The organism is Halomonas sp. AOP30-A1-24 (assembly GCF_052378165.1).
GTDB lineage: Bacteria > Pseudomonadota > Gammaproteobacteria > Pseudomonadales > Halomonadaceae > Vreelandella > Vreelandella citrativorans.
Window position 1 is genome coordinate 1 of record NZ_JBQSXL010000027.1, and the last position, 20998, is coordinate 20998.

Below are 20998 nucleotides of genomic sequence, written 5' to 3' on the forward strand. Positions count from 1 at the left end.
CTCTGTTAAGAAGAGTCGCATAACCCCACAGAAAATCAATGAGGGACAGCCTTTCTTTCAAAATGAGGACACGCCCTAGAAAATAAATACAAAAACCCTTTGACGCGTGTCGCGAAACATGGCAATGTAGCGCCAGTTGGTTAGCAAGCAGCATGGTTTCAGAAGCGTACGATTCTTTCGGCAGCCTGATATTGTATTCCTTGTTTCACCCGCTACTTCAATCTGGGTAATACCAGGAATTTTATTACGGCGCTTATGCGCGAAAGGATTTAATCATGGCAACTGGCACAGTTAAATGGTTCAACGACACTAAAGGCTTCGGTTTCATCGCTCCTTCTGACGGCAGCGACGACCTGTTTGCACACTTCTCCGAAATTCAGTCTGACGGCTTCAAAACCCTTCAAGAAGGCGCTAGCGTTTCTTTTGACGTTACCCAGGGTAAAAAAGGCCTTCAGGCTTCTAACATCAAGCAAACTTCTTAATATTTATTATTAAGTGTTTGTTCAGACCTTAGGGTCTGACTGACAAGGCCCGCTTCGGCGGGCCTTGTTGCGTTTGGGCTTGGCAAAACAAGACAAGCCGCACCCACGACTTGTCCGTTTCTCGTTTTTATGTATTTTTAATCCACGTAATAAGCCGTACATCAACGCTCACGGTTAGCGTTTCAAGTGCTGCTGCCCTTTCACGACCCTCTGCACTTGCTCGGTAAAGATGCGGCGTCATGGCCAAAAGATCCGCAATGCTATCCTTGCTATTCAGTGTCAGCGGATAGCGGATCGTGTCGGTTGCCTGCAGGCTAAACCCTTCTGGCACAGCGGGTTCTGCATTGCGCTCGGGCTTAAGCGTTGGATAAATAATCTCACGCAATTCGCGCAGGTGATTTGCCCCTGCTTCTACTTGCAGCAACAAACCTCCCGGCTTAAGCGCTCTGGCAAACTCGCTCATCACGGGAAAGCCGAACATGCAGAGCAGCCTATCCAGCGTGCCCGACTGCACGGGCAAATTGGCATTACTGCCCACTACCCACGTGGCTGCTTGCCGACGCTCCTGCCCTGGCTGATGATCCTGCTCTTGTTGACGACTCTGCTTGGCCGCCGCCATAACCGCCCACTTGGAAATGTCCAGGCCGATCAAAGCAAGCGGTATTTGCAGCGCAGTGCTAGCCAATTGACGCAAGTAGTAGCCTTCACCACATCCCGCATCCAGGCAGCTAAGCCATTCGTTTTCCGAGGCATCGCTCAAGGCAGCGTGACGAACAGCTTCGGCAACAGGCTGGTAATACCCGGCATTCAAAAAACGCTGCCGTGCCGCCACCATGGCCTTACTGTCACCGGGGTCGTTTGAACGCTTGTTCTGAACAGGCAGTAGATTTACATAACCTTGTTTGGCAATATCAAAACTGTGCCCAACCGTGCAGCGCCATACGCCTTCCGCTTGAGTGAGCGGGCCGCCGTCCAGCGGGCAGGCCAGTGATTGAAAAGAAAAAGTGCTCATAAAATGTCATCATATAAAAGAAGAAGGCAATATGGCCGTTAGCTTAACGGCGCGTATAGTCTTGAAACAACGCATATTTCCATTGGCGTACCGCTAATACTGACGTGGTACCAAAGCGCTTATGCAGAGGCAAACTACTTTCTCTTTCGCACAGGGCGTGAAACTCCTTGGCCAAGCGCTGCATTATCTGCTGCCACTCGTCATTGCCTGCTCGGGACAACAGACCATTGAGGACCAGCAGTTTTTCGCTTTCACCATCAAAGCGAGAGCGAAAAAATTCATTCGCAATATACTGTTGGAAGAACTGCTGAATGGGGCCGCCAGAGCGCCAGCGAAAATTGGCGGCAACACGACGGCGAATACGATTACCAGGTAGCAACTCAATAAGCCTTAGCCGCTCAAGCTTAAGCAGTTGGCGTGTACACTCCGCCTCGCTTAACTGATACTGATGATGAATTTCGTCAAAGCTGTAGCCATTCACAACACATACGGCGACCAGAAATAGCTCACGATCATCAACGATGCTCTGCTCCTGAGCTTGGGTCAATTGCTGGGGCCGCAGTTCTTCTGCTTGCATGGCCTGTACCAACTCGGCAAATTCGATATTGAGTTGATCACAGATGCATTCAAGCCGGGCCAGGGTAAAGTGCTTTTCTGCAAACAGACGCTTAACGGACGCTTCGCTCAGGTCTAGCCACTGAGCCACATCAGCATAGGTTTTACCCTGAGTACGAAGCTGGCGTTTCAGCGTATCAATCAAACTCCCCACTTGGGACATAAGCGCCTCCAGGCACCTCAACGTAGCAAATAACGATACTTTACAGCACGTATAACACAACCTGGCATAACAAGGTTGCGCCCAAGGCCTGACTTGGACAGATTGCTATCATCTACAGGGGTTTATAAGGCTTAGTGAACATGCAAAGAGTGCTAAAGATGAAGGGCGCTTGGCCCTACCTCATCGCTATCTTTCTTAATGCTTTTCTCGACTTGGGGCATAAGATCGTCATTCAAAATACGATCTTTAAAAGCTACGATGGCACCATCCAGATAGTGCTTACAGCGCTGGTGAACGGGTTAATCCTGCTCCCGTTCATTGCGCTGTTTAGCCCATCAGGCCACGCGGCGGATACCTATCCCAAAGTGCGTATCCTACGCGTTTCGGCGTGGGCAGCGGTCGTGGTATCACTGGGTATTACGGCGGCTTACTACCAGGGCTGGTTTTGGCTGGCTTTTGCAATGACGCTTCTGCTGGCGATACAGTCTGCTTTTTACTCACCTGCCAAATACGGCATGGTCAAGACGCTGTTTGGGAAACCCCGCCTGGCCGAAGCGAACGGCATCGTCCAGGCCGTTACCATTGGTGCCATTTTAGCGGGCACAGTGGTGTTCACCGCCTTCTTTGAAGCATGGACACCTTTCGCCAACCAGCCCCCCGAGCAGCTGCTGCGCCAAATTGCGCCGTTAGGCTGGCTATTAGTACTCAATAGCATGATTCAGGTAGTGGCGCTTTATCAACTGCCGCTGGATACCCCACAGCCGCCCAGCACACCGCTTACCTGGCAGCGCTATATAAAAGGCAGCGCGCTTAAAGACAATCTGCGTATCATTGCACGCCAGCCCGTATTAAGGCTGTCGATTATCGGCCTTGCCACTTTCTGGTCTGTTGGCCAAGTCTTGCTGGCCGCCTACCCTGCCTACGCGAAATCCGCGCTGAGTATTGATAACACGCTGGTGCTGCAAGGGATTCTCGCCGCTAGCGGCATCGGTATTGCGCTGGGTTCGGTGCTGGCCAGCCGCCTTTCTCGCAATCGTATTGAAACCGGTTTAATTCCGGTGGGCGCTCTGGGCGTTGCCGTTGGTTTATGGTGCCTACCGCTACTCACAACGCCACTAAGCCAAGCGCTGAATTTTGTGTTTATCGGTTTAATGGGCGGGCTATTTATTGTACCGCTCAACGCGTTGATTCAGTTCCACGCTGCGGACAACGAGCTGGGCACGGTATTGGCGGCCAATAACTGGATTCAAAATATCGCCATGCTGGGCTTTTTAATGCTCACGGCGCTGTTTGCTTTGGCGGGCGTGGATAGCCACTATTTATTGCTGCTGATCGCTAGCGTAGCGATGATCGGGGGTGGCTACACCATTATAAAACTGCCCCAAAGCCTGGTGCGTTTTTTACTGGGCTTTCTGCTGACCCGCCGCTACCGCGTTGATGTTTACGGTTTAGAAAATCTGCCTGCCCAGGGTGGCGTGCTGTTACTGGGCAACCATATTAGCTGGATTGATTGGGCCATGGTGCAGATCGCAAGCCCTCGGCCGGTACGTTTTGTGATGCTTAAAAGCATTTATCAGCGCTGGTATTTACGCTGGTTTTTTAAAGCATTGGGCTGTATTCCCATTGAGCGCGGCGCTGCCGCTGAGCAGGCACTGAGTAGCGTGGCTGAGCTGCTCAATGCAGGTGAAGTGGTCTGCCTGTTCCCGGAAGGCGCTATCAGCCGCACCGGGCAACTGGGCGAATTTCGCCGAGGCTATGAGCGGGCCTGCAAAATGGCCAATCCCGACGTAAAAATCGTTCCGTTTTATCTACGCGGGCTATGGGGCAGCCAGTTCTCGCTCTCTTCCAGCAAGCTTAAAGAGCTACGCCATGCACCGCTACACCGCTCTATCGTTGTGGTCTTTGGCCAAACGCTGCCAAAAGAGACCCCCGCCGATGTGCTTAAGCGGCGCATCTTTGAGCAGGCTACCCGCTCTTGGCAACTCTCGATGGAAAACCTGCACACCCTGCCGGATGCCTGGATACGCAGCGTAAAACGCCGCCCAGGAAAGCTGGCACTCACAGACACGATCAGTCGTCCACTGAGTGCAGCCAAAGCCCTCACTGCAAGCATTCTGATGGCCAAGCGCATCCGCAAACTGAGCAAAGCGCAAAACATCGGCTTGTTGCTGCCTACCAGTAGCGCGGGCGTACTCGCTAATATGGCCACACTGCTGGCGGGAAAAACGGTGGTAAACCTTAACTACACCGCCAGCGGCAATGCCTTGGCTTCGGCCCTCTCGCAAGCCGGGATAGATACCGTTCTGACGTCTACGCGTTTTATTGAAAAGCTTAACGCCCGAGGGCTTGATGTATCGGCGTTACTAGCCAATCAGAATGTGGTTTACCTTGAAAAACTACAAGCCTCTATGGGCCGGGCTGAACGCTTAGGCACATGGCTTAGCGTCCGCTTGCTGCCGACCTGGCTGCTGCGCCTCTGCTACTGCCGAGCACATGATGCCCAGGCCACGGCAGCCATCCTGTTTTCCAGCGGCAGCGAAGGACAACCCAAAGGTGTGATGTTAAGCCATCGCAATCTAATGGCGAACGTTAAGCAAACATCCGACGCGCTGAATACCGAGCATAACGACGTCATGATGGGATCGCTTCCGCTGTTTCATGCGTTCGGCCTCACGGTTACTCAGTTCTTACCGTTAATTGAGGGCTTACCCTTGGTGTGCCACCCCGATCCGACCGATGCGGCGGGTATTGCAAAAGCGGTTGCCAAGCACCGGGCAACCATTATGTGTGGCACGTCGACGTTTCTGCGCTTGTTCACTCGCAGCTCCAACGTTCATCCGCTCATGCTGGATAGCATCAGAGTAGTGGTAGCCGGGGCGGAAAAGGTCGACGACAGCGTACGCAGCGCGTTCCAGCTTAAATTTCATAAGCTGATTTATGAAGGATACGGCGCAACCGAAACCTCGCCGGTAGCGGCGGTTAATCTTCCCGATACGTTGGATGTGAACTACCTGCAAGTGCAGCGGGGGGCCAAGATAGGCACGGTTGGCATGCCGCTACCCGGCACGAGTTTCAAAATTGTTGATCCTGAAAGTTTTGAAGAGCTTTCCACTGACGAAGCAGGCATGATTTTGATTAGCGGGCCGCAAGTCATGCAGGGCTACCTGAACGATGCTGAACGTACCGCCAAGGTGGTGTGCAATCTCAACGACCAGCGCTGGTATATCACCGGAGATAAGGGTTATCTGGATGAAGATGGTTTTCTGACCATTGTTGATCGCTACTCACGCTTCGCTAAAATTGGCGGTGAGATGATTGGCCTCGGCGCGGTGGAGCAGGCTATTAACGCCACGCTTGCCGACCCCGATACCGCCATCATGGCGGTCAACATACCGGATGCTAATAAAGGCGAGCGTATTGTCTTGCTCTCGGAAACCCCGCTGGATGCACAGGCTGTCAGAACGGCCCTACGCGGCCAGGGTCTCTCATCGCTAATGATTCCCAGCCACTGGCTCACCGTTGATCAATTACCGCAGTTGGGTTCCGGCAAGCCCGATATTGCCGGCGCCAGACACCTGGCGCAGGAACAACTAGCCGACAACGAGCAGTTCTCACGGCATTAATCCAATAGCGAGTAATGGTCCCTTTACTGGAATAAACCGGCGGTGTCTGGACGAACCGCCTGATTTCAGAGACCCAATTACCCGTGGGGAAAAGCGCTTTTGTATCCGAGCCGGTGATTTTTTACTTATAGCACCCAGAACAAATGTGTATTAAGTTAAGCTAATAGTCCTATGGAATTACTGCTTCGTAAAGGCTCCTACCCACTAAAAGAGGAATGCTTTATGTCCAACCCAGCCATCAATATTTACAAGCAACGTCGTACTCAATACGCTATTGGTAAAAACATTTCCATCGGTCAAACCGACGCCACTTCCCTGATCAAGGAAGCGGTGAAGCTGGCCCCCACTGCCTTCAATTCCCAAAGCTCGCGCGCAGTAATTCTGTTCAACGAGCAGCACGACAAGTTCTGGCAACTGGTGATGGATACGCTGCGTGCCATCGTGCCTGCTGAATCCTTTGCGCCGACCGAGCAAAAGATCAATAGCTTTTCCGCTGGCGCGGGCACCGTACTGTTTTTTGAAGATCAGGACGTTGTCAAAGGATTGCAGGAGAAGTTTCCATCTTACGCCGACAACTTCCCTGCCTGGTCAGAACACGCCACGGGCATCGCCCAGTTTGCCGTATGGACCGCCCTTGCCGAGGCCGATATCGGTGCCAGCCTGCAGCACTATAACCCGATTATCGACGACGCCATATTTGAGACCTGGGACCTGCCAGCTTCCTGGAAACTGCGTGCGCAAATGCCCTTCGGCTCTCATGAGGCGCCGTTAGGCGAGAAGACATTTATGGATGACGAAGAACGTTTCCGCATCTTCTCTTAAGTAGCGACATCCTAACGTCTCACTGCATAGAAATATGCCAACGCCCGCCCGCCGGTTTACCCAAAACCACGGGTGGTAGCGTTTTAAAAGCGGGCTTTTTCCGGCAACAAAGACGGTCGGAAAAGGCCCATCTCCTGAAGGTCCATATCTGGTTCCCCATTTTCACAAGGTTACTCTTCCTTACGCGGCTCAGAGTCTGTGGCTGGCTTTTCACTGCTTGTCCCCATAATTGTTTTGTGGGGCTTGGTGCCTTCTGCGCGAGCGACGTCCTGATGGCTAATCACCATAACGTCTCGTGGCCACCAATCGGGATGATCTTCACGTATAAAGGTCAGCAGCTTTTCCCGGATATTCATTTCAGCGGTCCAGCCCGACATGGGATCAGAAGCCACAAAGTAGCAGGTAATCACCAGCGTTGTCGCCGTTTGCCCCGTCGCGTAGCACAGAAGTTTATGATGCTCGATGACACTATCTTCCATCTCGGCATACTCTAGAAACTTTTTGCGCAATAACGCAATATCGGTGCTTAGATGCAGAATCAGCTCCATACTGCGGTACATTTTCGCGCTCTTGACCGACAGATTCTGGAAAGGCCTGGAGACAAAGTACGTTACCGGAACAACGATTCGCCGGTCATCCCACACCCGCAGCCGAATAAAGGTATAGAAAATACCCTCCACATAGCACCACTCATCTTCAAAAATCACCAAATCGCCGATACGAATCGGCTTGGCAAGCGATAACTGCATCGATGAAAGAATATTGCCCAGCACGGCCTGCCCGGCGATACCCACCAGCACCGCCAACACACTGGCCGAGGCCAGCAATGAAAGACCAAGCGTTTCGAAGAGCTGGATTTGGCTTAGCACGTAGATGGTCACCGCCGACACCATCACCAATATCACGGCCCGACGCACCGCATAGAGCGTAGTGAGAAGCCTGCGTTCATCCTTTGGTTTGGTGTCGTCGATTTCCCCCACTAGCCGCCGGGCCATGCGCAGCATAATGGTGTCCACCAAGCGCAGGGCAATCGTGCCGACTCCCCACGCCATAACAGTAATCAGCAGAACACGGAATGTGGTCATTGCCACTGCAGAGAAAGAGACGACATACTCAAGCAGCATCTGCGTGACGAGCGACATGGCGATGAGCGACACCGGCCCCTTGATACGCGCGGCAAAAATACTGAGCGCGCCAGAAGGTAGCCATCGGGCCATCAGGCCCACAAAGGTGTAGATGCCCCAGCCCAGAAGTACAATTAATACAAGAAAGGCGGGAACGGCAATCCACTCCCATACCATTAGAAAGCCGAACGTGGTTTTAAATCGGTCGGGTATATACTCCTCAACCATGGAGGGGCCATACTCATCGTAGAGTAAAGGGATTGAGGTAACGCTTCCCGGCATGATCAGCCAGATGGGGTCTTCGTCTTCTACTCGGTATCGCCCCAGGCGAATGTCGTAGGCTTCACCATCGGCTTGCAGTGAGGCCAACTCAATATCCCGTCGCGGATTACCAGCGAGCGGGTTTTCGCCCGTAGTGTCTTCGATAACGGCATCCTGGCGGCCTGAAAGGTTCGACGCACTCAGCCACTCTCCGCGCCGAAATACCTCGGCTAACTGCCTGGCCAGCACATGTCCACGCTCCTGCTGCTCTTCTGGTGACAGTTCGGCAAGATTCAGTACGTGGGCGGCCCCCTGATAGTCCTCCTCCTCAGTCAGCTCAAGAAAACTCCGAATCGCCTCCCTCGGCGACATACGGTTAATCTCGTCGGGCGCTTCACCCAGCCCTACATTCAGTTCATCCGTGGTAAACCACTGTGTAGCTTCTTCGCCTTCTTCGCCCTGAGTTTGCGCGGCACAGAGGTTAGAAAACGCGAAGACAATTACCAGTACCACCCATGTAGGCCACGGGCCATGTGCTTTCATAAGCCCCATATTCACTTGGGAGTCAAAGGATCTGCACTAACATCCATCGTTACTGGACTATCCATGTCAGTGAAGGTGAAAAATCAAGTACAGCCTACCTTTAGGTATGGCGCAAGGCGAAGTCATAAACAGCAATATTAATACGGCCCACCGCCTCACGCATAAAGAGTCGGCCTGTTATGCCTACGCATAAGGCCTTACAACAAAGCTGCATAGTGTTCGCTTAGGTTGGGTGAAAACAGTGTGACTAGCGTCATATTAGCGACTTGCAAAGCATCTAACCTCACGATAGCTTAATCTAACGAGGCCGATAAAACGTCTCCCCAAAACGGCGTTGGGGCAAGCAGCGTGTTAATCAAAAAAGAGCGGAAACCGAATAAAACACAGCAGGGGAACCTTTAGATGCGTCGATTGCGGTCATTTTCAGCCATTATAGGTCTTATCGCAGCAGGCCTTGCCCTGCCCACCAACGCTGATGACATTAATGAGGAGACCTGGCGCTTTCAGCTTACCCCCTATGTCTGGATGGCAGGAATGGCAGGCGATGTGCGCCCGCTTGAAAATGCCCCTACCGTTAGTACTTCACGCTCTTTCAGCAGCATTTTGGATGACCTGGATGGCGCCTTTTTCATGACCGGCACCGCACGCCAGGACCGCTGGGTACTTTTTGGCGATATTTCCTGGGCCTCCCTTAGCCAGGCAAGCACGCTACCTTTCGGCATTGTCGCGAATAGCAAGCTACGCCAGCGCTTTATAACGGCCGCTGCGGGTTATCAAGTGATGACGACCCCGACACAGCAGCTTGACCTACTGGCAGGCGCACGTACCTGGCAAATTGATACCGATATCAATATTCCTGCGCTGGGCATTGATGTAGCCAAAACCAAACAGTGGGTAGACCCTATTGTGGCGGCACGCCTGCGATCACACTGGGCACCCAACTGGTCCACACTGCTTCATGCGGATATAGGCGGCCTGGAGATGTCGAACAAAAACACCTGGCAAGTTGTCGCTACACTTAACTACCAGTTCAGCGATACGCTTTATCTTTCAGGCGGCTATCGCCATTTATCGGTTAAACGCGATGAAACAGACTCACTCATCGATATCGAAATGGGCGGACCTCTCGCCGGCATTACGTGGCGCTTTTAGTTAACCCAAGGGCACGATGCTTACGAGGTTACTGGGTAAATTGACTCAAGAAGCACAAGATCGCTAATCCCGTAATAAAAGCAATGCGCTTAGCCGAACAGGCGCGTCAGGTGCTGGGCATAAGCGGCCATATCACGTGCAACGTCTGGCGCCTTGATTACATCGTTGGCGATAAACGTAGGCAGCGCTTCCAAGCCAATGAATTCCTGAGACTTATGGAACGGGAAGTAAACGCCATCGACACCGCGCCCTTCAAAGAAGTTATCTGCCTCATCAAAGGCGGCCAGCGGCGCATTCCAGGTGAGCGACAGCATATAGCGCCGCCCTTGCAGCAAGCCGCCACTGCCGTACTGCCTGGTGGGGTCCTGGCGCGAGCGGCCGTCGCTGGCATAAAGCGAGCCATGCCCGGCGGTGAAGACTTCATCAATGTAGCGTTTAACGCTCCAGGGCGCGCCCATCCACCAACCCGGCATCTGATAGACGATAATGTCCGCCCAGAGGAATTTTTCTACCTCGGCCTCTGCTTCGTAACCCTGTTCAATTACCGTCTCGCGAACTTCATGGCCCAACTCGGCGAGCGTACGCCACGCGACATCATGCAGCGTATTATTGAGTTCACCGCCAGAATGTGCGAACGGCTTGCCGCCATTGATTAACAGAACCTTCATCGTTAAAAACCTCTCGCCCAATAGATAGTTTGCCTGCTGATAGGCGACAACCCTACCAACATGGCTTGAATGCCGCTGATTATGGGGTGCTTAAAAGCATGGAAAAACCCGTCCACGGGCAAGAGACTTTTGATATAAAATCAACAACGAAATTTAACCTGGACAGGCAAGAGCAACGCTTATGAAAACCACGCTTGAAGAGCAGCAAGCATTTATCACCGTGGTGGACAGCGGTTCGATCACCGGCGCCGCCGAACGGCTGGGCATTACGGTATCGGGCGTCAGCCGGGCGCTTAACCGCCTGGAACGCAAGCTTGGCGCCACCCTGCTACGCCGAACCACCCGCCGCCTGGAGCTAACGGAGGAGGGAGAAACGTTTTTACAACACTGCCGCCGCATACTAACGGCGGTAGAAGCCGCGGAAGAGTCCGTTCAGAATCACCACGGCCAACCTCAAGGGCGGCTACGGGTGAACGCCGCGCCCAGCTTTATGCAGTTTGTCATTGTGCCGGTACTTGGTGAGTTTCGTGCCCGCTACCCCGGCATTACGCTACAGCTGGATACCCACGACCGTTTTGTTGACCTGCTGGAACAGCGTGTGGACCTCGCCATTCGTATCGGGGAGTTGGACGACTCTTCGTTACATGCCCGACGCCTGGGTCATAGCCCGCTTCGCCTCTTGGCAAGTCCTGCTTACCTTGAGCGCGCGGGCACTCCTCAAGGTATTGAAGATCTTAAGCACCATAGTCTGCTCGGCTTCAGCCAGCTTGAACACCTTAACCATTGGCCGCTGCGCCGTGCCGATGGTGAGTGCCTACATATTACGCCCGCCCTCTCCGCCTCCAGCGGCAGCACGCTGATAGAGCTAGCACTTAAAGGTGAAGGGATCGTCTGCCTTGCCGACTTCATGACCATCAAGCCCCGCAAGGCGGGCACACTTGTCGATGTGCTGCCCAGTCATACCGAACTTCAAATGCAGGCCGTCAATGCTGTTTACTACCGCCAAGCCACACTATCCCAGCGCGCCCGGCTGTTTATGGACTTTCTGGCCGAACGCCTGCCGGAGGAGTATCTACAGAGTTAAAGCAGCAAATAGTGAATCAAGGGTTCTGAAATAAGATATCCACTATTCCGAACCTGACGCTCTACACTCTCTTTACGTATGACGTTTATTTTGAAACGCAGCGGCCAAAATGCCGGTGGGCATAGCAATAAGGCCGATACCGGCCACGGCGCCTATAACACGAAGCCCCAGCCTTGGGCCGGGGCTTGTCAAACACCTGCGTTAACGGCGTTACGCTTAGGACTCTACGTGGAATGCCATGGTAGCGTTGACGGCCTTTTTCCAGCCGGCATAAAGTTCATCGCGTTTTTCATCTTTCATCTGTGGCTCAAAGCGCCGCTCCAGCGCCCACTGTGCAACGATTTCATCTCGCGATTTCCAGAAGCCAACGGCGAGGCCAGCAAGATACGCCGCGCCAAGCGCTGTGGTTTCGTTTATTTCGCAGCGTAGAACATCCACTCCCAGGATGTCGGCCTGGAACTGAGCAAGGAAATCGTTGGAGATAGCCCCACCGTCGGTGCGGAGTTCGGTTAGCGCAATGTCGGCATCCGCCTGCATGGCTTTGAGAACATCGGTGCTTTGATAGGCAAGTGATTCGACCGCCGCGCGCACAAAGTGCTCTTTTTGAGTCCCCCGAGAGAGCCCAAACATGGCGCCGCGTACGTTAGAGTTCCAGTAAGGCGCACCCAGCCCGGTAAAGGCAGGCACCATATAAACGCCGTCATTATCCTTAGCGCGCGTGGCGTACGCTTCGGAATCAGACGCTTTGCCCAGCATTCTCAGGCCATCACGCAACCACTGAATCACCGAGCCCGCCACAAATACGCTACCTTCAAGGGCGTATTCCAGCGTGCCATCCACTTCCCACGCAACGGTGGTAAGAAGGCCGTTCTTGGAGGGCGTGGCCTGGGTGCCCGTGTTCATTAGCGTAAAGCAGCCCGTGCCATAGGTGTTTTTCGCCATACCCGGCTCGAAACAGGCTTGGCCGAACAGCGCGGCGTTCTGGTCGCCAGCGATACCGGCAATCGGCACTTCCTGGCCCATTAGGAATTTAGGCAGCACGTTGCCGTAAACTTCACTGCTGGACTTAACGTCTGGCAGCATCGACTCAGGTACACCAAACAGTGCCAGTAGCTCCGGGTCCCACTTCCGGTCACGGATGTTAAACAACATCGTGCGTGATGCGTTGCTGACATCGGTCGCATGCACAGCGCCGCCGGTCAGGTTCCACACCAGCCAGGAATCAATGGTGCCGAACAGCAAATCGCCCTTTTCCGCTTTTTCCTTAACGCCTGCCACGTTGTCGAAAATCCACTTCAATTTGGTGGCGGAGAAGTAAGCATCAATGACCAGCCCGGTTTTATCGCGAATCATATCGGCATGGCCCGCTTCGCGCAGCTCATCGCATATCTCGGCGGAATGACGCGACTGCCAGACGATGGCGTTATGTACCGCCTGCCCGGTATTTTTATCCCATACCACGGTGGTTTCACGCTGGTTGGTAATACCGATAGAGGCAACTTCGGAGACATCAACGCCGCTGTTGTTAATCACCTCGGTCAAGGTGGTCAGCACGCTGGTCATGATTTCGCGAGGGCAGTGTTCGACCCAACCCGGGCGCGTAAAAATCTGCTCAAACTCATGCTGGGCTACGCTGACAACCCGGCCCTCATGGTCAAACAGTATCGTCCGCGTGCTGGTGGTGCCTTGGTCAATAGCGAGAACGTAGTTTTTCTGGCTCATGAAATGCCTCTCAAGCGTTAACGTTAAATGATTGTTTTAAAAAGAATCAAATCAGCAGGCTGGCTTAATAAACCCGGCTGACTTAATAAACATACGCGGCAAGCCCGGCAAGGACACTGCCGATAAAGGGTCCTAAAATAGGGACCCAAGCGTAAGACCAGTTGTTCGTCCCCTTGTGCTTAATGGGAAGTAATGCGTGGGCAATGCGCGGCCCCAAGTCCCGAGCGGGGTTGATCGCATAGCCTGTAGGCCCACCCAGCGAAGCACCAATGGATACTACCAGCAATGCCACCGCCAACGGGCCAAGCCCAGAAGGTGTATGACCAAACATGATAATGACGAACACCAGCACAAAGGTACCGATGATCTCAGTGACCAGATTCCACCCGTAAGAAGGAATCGCCGGGCCTGTAGAGAACGTCGCCAGTATGCTTGACGCGTCTTCGGTCGCGTCGTAATGCTTTTTATAGGCCAGATAGCAAACAGTGGCACCCAACCAGGCACCGATGAGCTCAGCCGCAAAGTAGGCCGCAGTGGTCACAGCGTTAATAGGGATGCCGGGGGCGTATTCCGTCGCCGGGCCGACGAGCAATCCAAGCGTAACGGCGGGATTGATATGTGCCCCAGTCTCATAGGCGACATAAACCGCGCAAAAGACCGCGAGCCCCCAACCAAAGAAGATAACGATGCCATCGCTGCCATTCCCGTTGGTTTTGTTCAGCAGCACGTTAGCGACTACGCCACACCCCAAGAGCGTCAATATGGCCGTACCCACTATTTCGTATAGAAAAATTGTTTCAAGCATCGTAACCAGCTACTCCATGTGATCGGTTTGCTCTGTTTAGAACGATTGAATGTTCTTTTTAGAAAATATCGTTTTCCTTTTGGCATCCTATAGGGGGTATTGAAAAAAACAATACAAAAAAATAACTCTCTTTAAATTTACCAACTATGCTTTTGATTAATATAAATTTTCAAACAAATAGACATTAGTTCAACACCCCTTTCCTTATGATAATTAATCATTACCTGCTCACATAAAATAACCTCACGTCAACTAACGAACATATTTTTTCGATAGTTACCGCAGCGCTCATCCTCTGCGCTTATTTTATTAACCGAAAAACATGGCAATTTTTGGTGTAGCAAAACGTGACCTATACTCACGTTGTCAGCTATCCAGCTGACTATCGTAAGCCCGTATAGAGAGCGGGTTTGACCACGTTTTTTGGGGTCACTTATCAAGGAGGGCGTATCATGAGGAGGTCTACAACGACGACCTATCCAGGCGGCATCTATCCGCTACATGCCGTATTACTGGTGAGCATTTTCCCACTTTTTCTTGGCGCCGCGTTAAGCGATTACGCCTACTCGAAAAGCTTTCATATTCAATGGGGCACATTTTCTTCCTGGTTAATTGCTGGCGGGCTTGTTTTCGCAGGCCTGGCATTTCTATGCGCAATTATCGGTCTCTTTCGTGCCGAACATCGTCGCGGGCTTGTTCTGGTTTACCCAGCACTCTTGCTGGTCATCTGGATACTTGGCTTTATCAATGCCCTGGTGCATGCCCGCGATGCCTGGGCCATGATGCCCACTGGCTTTATTCTTTCGATCATCGTTACCGTATTGAGCGTCGCAGCGATTTGGATCGGTTTTTCTCGGCCCACTGTCGGAGCAACGTCATGAAACATTTCATCCTGCGTTACACAACGCCGCTGGCATTTATGCTGGCTGCCAGCGGCGCGAATGCCTTTGATGTAGAACAGCCCTTTGGCCCCAACCCAACACTCCCCGAGCCACAGCGCGGGCTGTTGCCAGACATGACCGTTCCCGAGCCCGCCGAATGGGGCGACCGGCTACCGACGGTACCTGAGGGCTACACCATCACCAGGATTGCTTCTGATCTTAAGGTGCCCCGGCAAACCATCATGCTGCCCAATGGCGATATTCTGGTGGCGGAAGGTAGCGGCGGTAATGCACCGGCATTAAAGCCCAAGGATGTGATCGCTGGGTACATCAAGGACCAAGGCAACACCGCTGTAGAGGGCGGCGACCGCTTAACCCTGCTACGCGATGACAATGGCGACGGCAGCTACGAACAGATGATTTTCGCCCAAGACCTTAACGCGCCTTATGGGCTGGCTCTGATAGACAACAACCTCTATGTGGCCAACCAGGATGCGCTGGTGCGCTTTGATTATGACGAGGGCCAAACAGAGGCCAGCGGGCCGCCAGAAGTCATTGCGCAACTGCCCTCAGCGATCAATCACCACTGGACCAAGGCGATGACCGCCAGCGCCGATGGGCAGTTTGTTTATGTCGGTATCGGCTCGAACAGCAATATTACCGAGCGGGGCATGGAGGCGGAGGTTAATCGCGCCGAAGTGTGGGAGATCAATGTCGACACGGGCGCGCACCGCCCCTATGCCACCGGCCTGCGCAACCCCTCAGCGCTAGCCACCCAACCCGATACCGGCACGTTTTGGGCAGCGGTTAACGAACGTGACGAACTCGGTCCGGACCTGGTACCTGATTATATTACCTCGGTTCAGGAAGGCGGTTTTTATGGCTGGCCCTACAGCTACTGGGGACAGCATGTTGACCCTCGCGTACGCCCGGAAGATCCTGAAAAAGTGGCATCCGCTATTGCACCGGACTACAGCCTTGGCTCTCACGTAGCCCCGCTTGGCCTGGCTTTTTCTACGCCCGCCATGGGCGAAGAGTACGCCGAGGGCGTTTTTGTAGGTGAGCACGGCAGTTGGAACCGCGCGGACCCGGTTGGCTACAAGGTAAGCTTCATCCCCTTTAGCAACGGCCAACTTGCTGACAGCGACCCGATTGATTTTGCCAGTGGGTTTCTTACCGATGATGGCAGAGCACTTGGCCGCCCGGTCGGTGTCACTATTGATCCGGATGGCGCGCTTATTATTGCCGATGACCTGACCAATGCGATTTGGCGGGTTACGCCGGATAATCCGCCCGCCCCACCGGAGCAGGAGCCTGAAGCAAACGCTTCTGAGCCAGAGGAGCCCGAGCCAACATCCACCGAACCACCCGAGCAGCCATCAACGCCCCAAGAGGCTGACTAACCACCAAGCGACGGGCAGGTACTCCCTGCCCGTCGCTGCTTCATCACGCTGTCTCAAACGGTGAATATTTAAAATCCCAGCAAGCGCTTACGTACGGGGCGAATAGCCACCAAAGCCAGCACTGCCAGCGCCAACCACTCCAGCCAAACAGGCAGTAGTTCCTGAACCTCGCTTGCCTGATCGACCACGTTCCAGCCCGTCACTCCCAGCACGCTATCTACTGTCCAACCTACGAGCACAGTAACGACAAGCACGCTGGCGAGATAAACCGCCAACGCGGCATTGCCTAGTTCGCGACGCAATATCGCTAACGTCGCCAGGCTGGTGATCGGCCCCGCCAGCAGGAAAACCAGCGCCATACCCGGTGAAATCCCCGCTAACAGCAGCCCAGCAGCAACCGGCGTGGCCGCTGCCGCACAAATGTAGAGTGGAATGCCCACCACGGCCATCAGCGCAAGCGCCAGCAGCCCACCTGAGTAATGGGCCAGCGTATCAGGCGGCACCAGCGTTACCAGCACGCCCGCCAGCAACAGCCCGGCAAACACCCATGCGCTGATATCATCTAACAGATCACTAAACGCATAACGCAGCCCGGCCTTCAAACCGCTGGGTTCGTCGGCTTTCGCGGTGGGCGTATGACAGCCGGAGGAAGCGCAGCAGCCGCCAGGCGTGGCAGAGGTGGGAGTTGCAGGCTCACGCGTTAACCCGACTAGCAGCCCGGTGACAATGGCCGTTACCAAGGCACCGATGACGCGCACGACGGCCATCAACGGGCCAAGCAGTACGCTGGTCAGTAGAATGGAATCAACGCCCACCCCCGGCGTGCTGATTAAAAAAGACGTCGTGGGCCCACGCCCCGCGCCACCACGATGCAAAGCAATAGCGGTAGGAATCGCGCCACACGAACACAGCGGCAGGGGCATACCTATGACCGCCGCCCGCACAATGCTGCCCAAGCCACGCCCTCCCATCCAGCGCTGCAGCACGTGTTCCGGCAGCCATGCTTTAATTAGCCCAGCAATTACCAACCCCAACAGCAGCCACGGGGCCGCCGTTAACGCAATTTGCAATAGCTCTATAACCAGCGTCATGTCATCACCTGCTTGTCCACAGTGGGAATAGGGGCTAGCCTAAACCCTGTAATCGTTACAGGGTCAAGCCGATGAAAAACACGTATCGCATTGGTGAAGTGGCTACCCGCACAGGCTGCTCACCGGAAAGCATTCGTCATTACGAAAAACTCGGGTTACTGCCACCCGCCAAACGCAGCGAGCAAGGCTACCGGCATTACGATCAAGCAGCGCTTGCGCGTATCGGCTTTATTCGTCACGGCCGCAGCCTCGGTCTCGATCTACATAGCATTCAGGAATTACTGGCACTTTCAGACCACCCGGACACCGACTGCGGCGCGGCTGACGACATCGCCACTCGGCACCTTCAGCATCTGGAAGCGCGCATTGCCAAGTTGCAAGCGCTCGCTACTGAGCTACGCCAGGTAGTACAGCAATGCCGGGGTGGCAAAACCGCCGACTGCCAGATCATCCAAACGCTATACGACCACACGCTTGCCTGCAGCGAACACGGCTGTGGATAAATAGAGGCGACGATGCGTAGAAGCGTGGCGAGGCGCCCCTCTTCCTCAAGTAGCTATCGACTACAATGGTGTTAGCGCATCGTAAAAAGGACTTTTAAATGATCGAATCACGCGAAGAGCTAGAAGCCATCAGAAAAACATGCCATTCAATGGTGACAAGAAGCTCGAGTCTCTCTGCTGGCACAGCGATCATCCCCATTCCCGGCGTGGATATCGGGTCAGACGTTGCCATATTGCTAAGGCTCATTCCTAAAATAAACGATAAATTCGGCTTAACGCCCGAGCAAATCGAAGGTCTGGATACCGAATCAAAAGTGATGGTGATGACCGCTATTTCCAATGTCGGCAGCAAGATGGCCGGGAAGTACATCACCAAAAAACTGGTGGTATCGCTGCTTCAAAAGATGGGCGTCAAAGTAGCCGCCACCGGTGTGGCTAAATATGTACCCTTTGTCGGCAGCGCCGTGGCGGGGGGCATCAGCTTTACGGCGATGAAGTATATGGGCAATAGCCATGTTGAGGATTGCTATAAAATTGCGCTGGCGACACTGGAGAGTAACCGCGCCGACTTACAGCCAGTAACGGGTTCGATAGAACCCAAATAGAGCATACTAGCGAAAGGTGCTGGCTTGCTGCGCTTTGCATTATTGTATCTTCAGTATTGTCTAACAGGTCAGCATCTCAAACAATAAGCGTTCTCATGATCATTTACATATGAGAACTGTTTTTATATGATCCCTCTGTATTACTGATAATACTAACGAGCAAGCGCCCATAGGCGCGATGCAAGGGATTATATGAAAACGCCTTTACTCCATGCCTTAAACACGACACGCTTCGCTGGCTCTATCTCCAGGCCCACCCAACTCTTCACTAAAAGCGCACTATCCTTTCGAGAAGTCACCTTTACCGCCATTTTGTCTACGTCGCTGCTGGCTTCAACAGGTGTTGCGGCGCAAACCACTGACGCCGCTAGCCCAGAAGCGCTGGAAACCGTGACGGTCACGGGCGAAAACCTTTATGACAACGTTGGCTATACGCGCCGCACCACCAGCGCGGGTACCGGTTTAACACTAAGCCAAAAAGAGCTGCCACAAGCCATCAGCATCGTTACTGAACAACGAATGCAGGACCAAAACCTGGATACCGTCGAGGCGGTATTAAGTAACGTCACGGGTATTTCAACGCGTAATGTCGATAGTGATCGTGTCGGCTTTTCCTCCCGTGGTTTTCGTATTAACAGCTTTCAGTACGACGGCATCCCTACGCTAAACACGGATAACCGTTGGTATTTTGGTGAAGGTCGGCTCAATACGGCTATTTATGACCGCGTTGAAGTAATACGTGGCGCCAACGGGCTGGTTAGTGGATCGGGCAACCCAGGCGCTTCGGTTAATTTTGTGCGCAAGCATGCTGAGAGCCGGGAATTTACTGGCTCCGTTTCTGGCACGCTGGGCAGTTGGGATAAACGCGGTAGCACTGTTGACATAACCACACCGCTAACCGCCTCGGGCAATGTGCGGGCGCGCTTTATCGGCGGTTATGAAGAAGGGGGTGCCCACCTTGACCGTCAGGATAAGCGAAGCATGTTCGGCTACGGCGTTATTGATGCAGACGTAACCGACGCCACCACGCTTTCGTTGGGCTTTGATTACCAGGACAGCCACACCTCTTCACCCACATGGGGCGGTCTACCGCTGTGGTTCAGCGACGGCACGCCAACCAATTACTCACGCTCGTTCAGCGTGGCGCCGGATTGGTCCTACTACGACTTCAAATCTGAAAAAGTCTTCGCGGAAATCAACCATCGGTTTGCTAATGACTGGCAGGCTCGTGTAGTGGGCACCCACGAAAAAACCGATATGGATGGCAAGCTGGCGTATCCCTACGTGGAAGGAATGCTGCCAGACCAAATGGATGGCAGTGGCGTCGGCTTCTATACCGGATGGAACAAGGGGCATCGGAAAGTTAACTCTGTAGATGCCCAGGTCAGCGGGCCATTCGAGCTATTGGGACGCGAACACGAACTGGTCGTAGGCGGTAGCTACAGCGACCAGAAGAACAACTACGAAAACAGCTTCATTGATGGTCTCTTCACGGTTGATGACTTCAACAACTGGGGTGGCTCGGCACCTAACGAGGGCTGGTCCGAATTTACCCCTTCTGAAGCATCAAGCACTCGTCAGAAAGCCGTCTATACCGCTTCACGATTCTCACTTGCTGATCCGTTAACGCTGATTCTCGGCGCACGCTATACCGAATGGGATGGAATGACGCTATTCCGTAGCCTGGATAGCCAGAGCAAGCACGAAGTAACACCTTACGGTGGAATCGTATACGACCTCAACGATACCTATTCAGCCTTTGCCAGCTACACCGAGATTTTCGAGCCGCAAAACTACCGCGATGCGAGTGGCGCCTACCTGGACCCGGTGGTAGGCAAAAACTATGAGACCGGCCTCAAGGCGGCCTGGCTTAATGGCCTGGTTAACGGCTCTTTCTCAGTCTTCCGAATAGAGCAAGACAACGTTGCCACGGCAGACCCGGGGCTTCCGGGCAAACCGAGACGTACTACTCCGCCGCTAGCGGCGGAGTGAGTGAGGGCTTTGAAGTGGAACTAAGTGGTGCGGTCACTGATGATCTTGATATGACGATCGGCTACTCCCACTTCACCGCGAAAGCCAAAGAAGGCACGTTCAATACCAATCAGCCACGCTCGCTGTTCAATCTTTTTGCCAGCTATAACGTGCCACAAAAGCGTGAGCTAACGATTGGCGGCGGCGTTAACTGGCAGAGCAGCCTGTTGGCTAGCGACCTCACCACCCCCGCCGGTATACCTACCGAGTATGAGCAAGGCAGCTATACGCTTGCCAATCTTTTTGGCCGCTACCAGTTCAATCAAGACCTATCACTTCAGGTCAACATCAAGAACCTGTTCGACGAAAAGTACTACAGCAATGTCGGTGGCTACGGCGTCTATGGCGAACCAGCCAGCATCTCCTCGACGCTGCGCTATTCGTTCTAATGCACAGGCGTTAGCAATG

General features: G+C 53.6%; 16 protein-coding genes and 1 pseudogene. 10 read left to right on the forward strand and 7 right to left on the reverse strand.

All coding sequences use genetic code 11. The annotated features are described in order from the left end of the window. The first annotated feature begins 275 nt into the window (after positions 1-275). Positions 276-482: a cold-shock protein gene (locus ACT3TJ_RS14355; protein WP_018917934.1), complete on the forward strand. Its 207-nt coding sequence runs from the start codon at positions 276-278 to the stop codon at positions 480-482. A gap of 127 nt (positions 483-609) precedes the next feature. Here the strand turns inward: ACT3TJ_RS14355 and ACT3TJ_RS14360 are convergent, their stop codons facing one another. Next, positions 610-1494: a putative RNA methyltransferase gene (locus tag ACT3TJ_RS14360; protein WP_444622384.1), complete on the reverse strand. Its 885-nt coding sequence runs from the start codon at positions 1492-1494 to the stop codon at positions 610-612. Positions 1495-1537: 43 nt separating this feature from the next. Beyond that, positions 1538-2272 carry a helix-turn-helix domain-containing protein gene (locus ACT3TJ_RS14365; RefSeq protein WP_444622385.1) on the reverse strand — a complete coding sequence of 245 codons (735 nt, stop codon included), beginning with the start codon at positions 2270-2272 and terminating at the stop codon, positions 1538-1540. A 140-nt stretch (positions 2273-2412) separates the two neighbouring features. Between ACT3TJ_RS14365 and ACT3TJ_RS14370 the strand changes: the two genes are divergently transcribed. Continuing rightward, on the forward strand, positions 2413-5895 hold the full coding sequence (locus ACT3TJ_RS14370) for an acyl-[ACP]--phospholipid O-acyltransferase (RefSeq protein ID WP_444622386.1): 3483 nt from the start codon (positions 2413-2415) through the stop codon (positions 5893-5895). Between the two features lie 222 nt (positions 5896-6117). Beyond that, positions 6118-6717, forward strand: coding sequence for a nitroreductase family protein (locus ACT3TJ_RS14375; protein WP_444622387.1), 600 nt, complete (start codon positions 6118-6120; stop codon positions 6715-6717). A gap of 170 nt (positions 6718-6887) precedes the next feature. On the opposite strand, the gene ACT3TJ_RS14380 is transcribed toward ACT3TJ_RS14375, so the two are convergent. Further along, positions 6888-8645: a mechanosensitive ion channel family protein gene (locus ACT3TJ_RS14380; protein WP_444622388.1), complete on the reverse strand. Its 1758-nt coding sequence runs from the start codon at positions 8643-8645 to the stop codon at positions 6888-6890. 402 nt (positions 8646-9047) lie between these two features. On the opposite strand from ACT3TJ_RS14380, the gene ACT3TJ_RS14385 reads away from it, so the two are divergent. Further along, positions 9048-9797, forward strand: coding sequence for a hypothetical protein (locus tag ACT3TJ_RS14385; protein ID WP_444622389.1), 750 nt, complete (start codon positions 9048-9050; stop codon positions 9795-9797). An 89-nt stretch (positions 9798-9886) separates the two neighbouring features. Here ACT3TJ_RS14385 and ACT3TJ_RS14390 read toward each other — a convergent pair whose 3' ends face one another. After that, entirely contained in the window at positions 9887-10465 is a 579-nt protein-coding gene (locus ACT3TJ_RS14390; protein WP_444622390.1) for an NAD(P)H-dependent oxidoreductase, read from the reverse strand. A gap of 181 nt (positions 10466-10646) precedes the next feature. Between ACT3TJ_RS14390 and ACT3TJ_RS14395 the strand changes: the two genes are divergently transcribed. Next, a complete protein-coding gene (locus tag ACT3TJ_RS14395; RefSeq protein ID WP_444622391.1) occupies positions 10647-11549 on the forward strand; it encodes a LysR substrate-binding domain-containing protein in 903 nt (300 codons plus the stop codon). A 216-nt stretch (positions 11550-11765) separates the two neighbouring features. Here ACT3TJ_RS14395 and glpK read toward each other — a convergent pair whose 3' ends face one another. Next, positions 11766-13271 carry a glycerol kinase GlpK gene (gene glpK / locus ACT3TJ_RS14400; RefSeq protein ID WP_444622392.1) on the reverse strand — a complete coding sequence of 502 codons (1506 nt, stop codon included), beginning with the start codon at positions 13269-13271 and terminating at the stop codon, positions 11766-11768. 82 nt (positions 13272-13353) lie between these two features. Next, positions 13354-14076, reverse strand: coding sequence for an MIP/aquaporin family protein (locus tag ACT3TJ_RS14405; protein WP_172118139.1), 723 nt, complete (start codon positions 14074-14076; stop codon positions 13354-13356). Positions 14077-14528: 452 nt separating this feature from the next. On the opposite strand from ACT3TJ_RS14405, the gene ACT3TJ_RS14410 reads away from it, so the two are divergent. Beyond that, entirely contained in the window at positions 14529-14957 is a 429-nt protein-coding gene (locus ACT3TJ_RS14410) for a DUF2231 domain-containing protein (RefSeq protein WP_087108126.1), read from the forward strand. Between the two features lie 38 nt (positions 14958-14995). Beyond that, positions 14996-16360 (forward strand): PQQ-dependent sugar dehydrogenase, encoded by a 1365-nt coding sequence (locus ACT3TJ_RS14415; protein WP_444622416.1) that lies wholly within the window; start codon positions 14996-14998, stop codon positions 16358-16360. 68 nt (positions 16361-16428) lie between these two features. On the opposite strand, the gene ACT3TJ_RS14420 is transcribed toward ACT3TJ_RS14415, so the two are convergent. Next, the gene (locus tag ACT3TJ_RS14420; RefSeq protein WP_172118142.1) at positions 16429-17451 is read right to left on the reverse strand and encodes an SO_0444 family Cu/Zn efflux transporter; all 1023 of its coding nucleotides are present in this window, start codon (positions 17449-17451) and stop codon (positions 16429-16431) included. A 71-nt stretch (positions 17452-17522) separates the two neighbouring features. Between ACT3TJ_RS14420 and ACT3TJ_RS14425 the strand changes: the two genes are divergently transcribed. From ACT3TJ_RS14425 to fhuE, 3 genes and pseudogenes are all read left to right on the forward strand, one after another. Further along, entirely contained in the window at positions 17523-17954 is a 432-nt protein-coding gene (locus ACT3TJ_RS14425; protein WP_172118143.1) for a MerR family transcriptional regulator, read from the forward strand. Between the two features lie 98 nt (positions 17955-18052). Beyond that, positions 18053-18559 (forward strand): hypothetical protein, encoded by a 507-nt coding sequence (locus tag ACT3TJ_RS14430; RefSeq protein WP_193055395.1) that lies wholly within the window; start codon positions 18053-18055, stop codon positions 18557-18559. A gap of 519 nt (positions 18560-19078) precedes the next feature. Beyond that, a pseudogene (gene fhuE, locus ACT3TJ_RS14435) lies at positions 19079-20979 on the forward strand (ferric-rhodotorulic acid/ferric-coprogen receptor FhuE). Positions 20980-20998 lie beyond the last annotated feature (19 nt).

Excerpts from the sequence above, each read along its gene's own strand:
- ACT3TJ_RS14365 (WP_444622385.1), bottom strand. The coding sequence starts at position 2,272 with ATGTCCCAAGTGGGGAGTTTGATTGATACGCTGAAACGCCAGCTTCGT.
- ACT3TJ_RS14380 (WP_444622388.1), bottom strand. The coding sequence starts at position 8,645 with ATGAAAGCACATGGCCCGTGGCCTACATGGGTGGTACTGGTAATTGTC.
- glpK (WP_444622392.1), bottom strand. The coding sequence starts at position 13,271 with ATGAGCCAGAAAAACTACGTTCTCGCTATTGACCAAGGCACCACCAGC.
- ACT3TJ_RS14395 (WP_444622391.1), top strand. The coding sequence starts at position 10,647 with ATGAAAACCACGCTTGAAGAGCAGCAAGCATTTATCACCGTGGTGGAC.
- ACT3TJ_RS14360 (WP_444622384.1), bottom strand. The coding sequence starts at position 1,494 with ATGAGCACTTTTTCTTTTCAATCACTGGCCTGCCCGCTGGACGGCGGC.
- ACT3TJ_RS14405 (WP_172118139.1), bottom strand. The coding sequence starts at position 14,076 with ATGCTTGAAACAATTTTTCTATACGAAATAGTGGGTACGGCCATATTG.
- ACT3TJ_RS14425 (WP_172118143.1), top strand. The coding sequence starts at position 17,523 with ATGAAAAACACGTATCGCATTGGTGAAGTGGCTACCCGCACAGGCTGC.
- ACT3TJ_RS14390 (WP_444622390.1), bottom strand. The coding sequence starts at position 10,465 with ATGAAGGTTCTGTTAATCAATGGCGGCAAGCCGTTCGCACATTCTGGC.
- ACT3TJ_RS14415 (WP_444622416.1), top strand. The coding sequence starts at position 14,996 with ATGCTGGCTGCCAGCGGCGCGAATGCCTTTGATGTAGAACAGCCCTTT.
- ACT3TJ_RS14410 (WP_087108126.1), top strand. The coding sequence starts at position 14,529 with ATGAGGAGGTCTACAACGACGACCTATCCAGGCGGCATCTATCCGCTA.
- ACT3TJ_RS14420 (WP_172118142.1), bottom strand. The coding sequence starts at position 17,451 with ATGACGCTGGTTATAGAGCTATTGCAAATTGCGTTAACGGCGGCCCCG.
- ACT3TJ_RS14375 (WP_444622387.1), top strand. The coding sequence starts at position 6,118 with ATGTCCAACCCAGCCATCAATATTTACAAGCAACGTCGTACTCAATAC.
- ACT3TJ_RS14430 (WP_193055395.1), top strand. The coding sequence starts at position 18,053 with ATGATCGAATCACGCGAAGAGCTAGAAGCCATCAGAAAAACATGCCAT.
- ACT3TJ_RS14385 (WP_444622389.1), top strand. The coding sequence starts at position 9,048 with ATGCGTCGATTGCGGTCATTTTCAGCCATTATAGGTCTTATCGCAGCA.
- ACT3TJ_RS14370 (WP_444622386.1), top strand. The coding sequence starts at position 2,413 with ATGCAAAGAGTGCTAAAGATGAAGGGCGCTTGGCCCTACCTCATCGCT.
- ACT3TJ_RS14355 (WP_018917934.1), top strand. The coding sequence starts at position 276 with ATGGCAACTGGCACAGTTAAATGGTTCAACGACACTAAAGGCTTCGGT.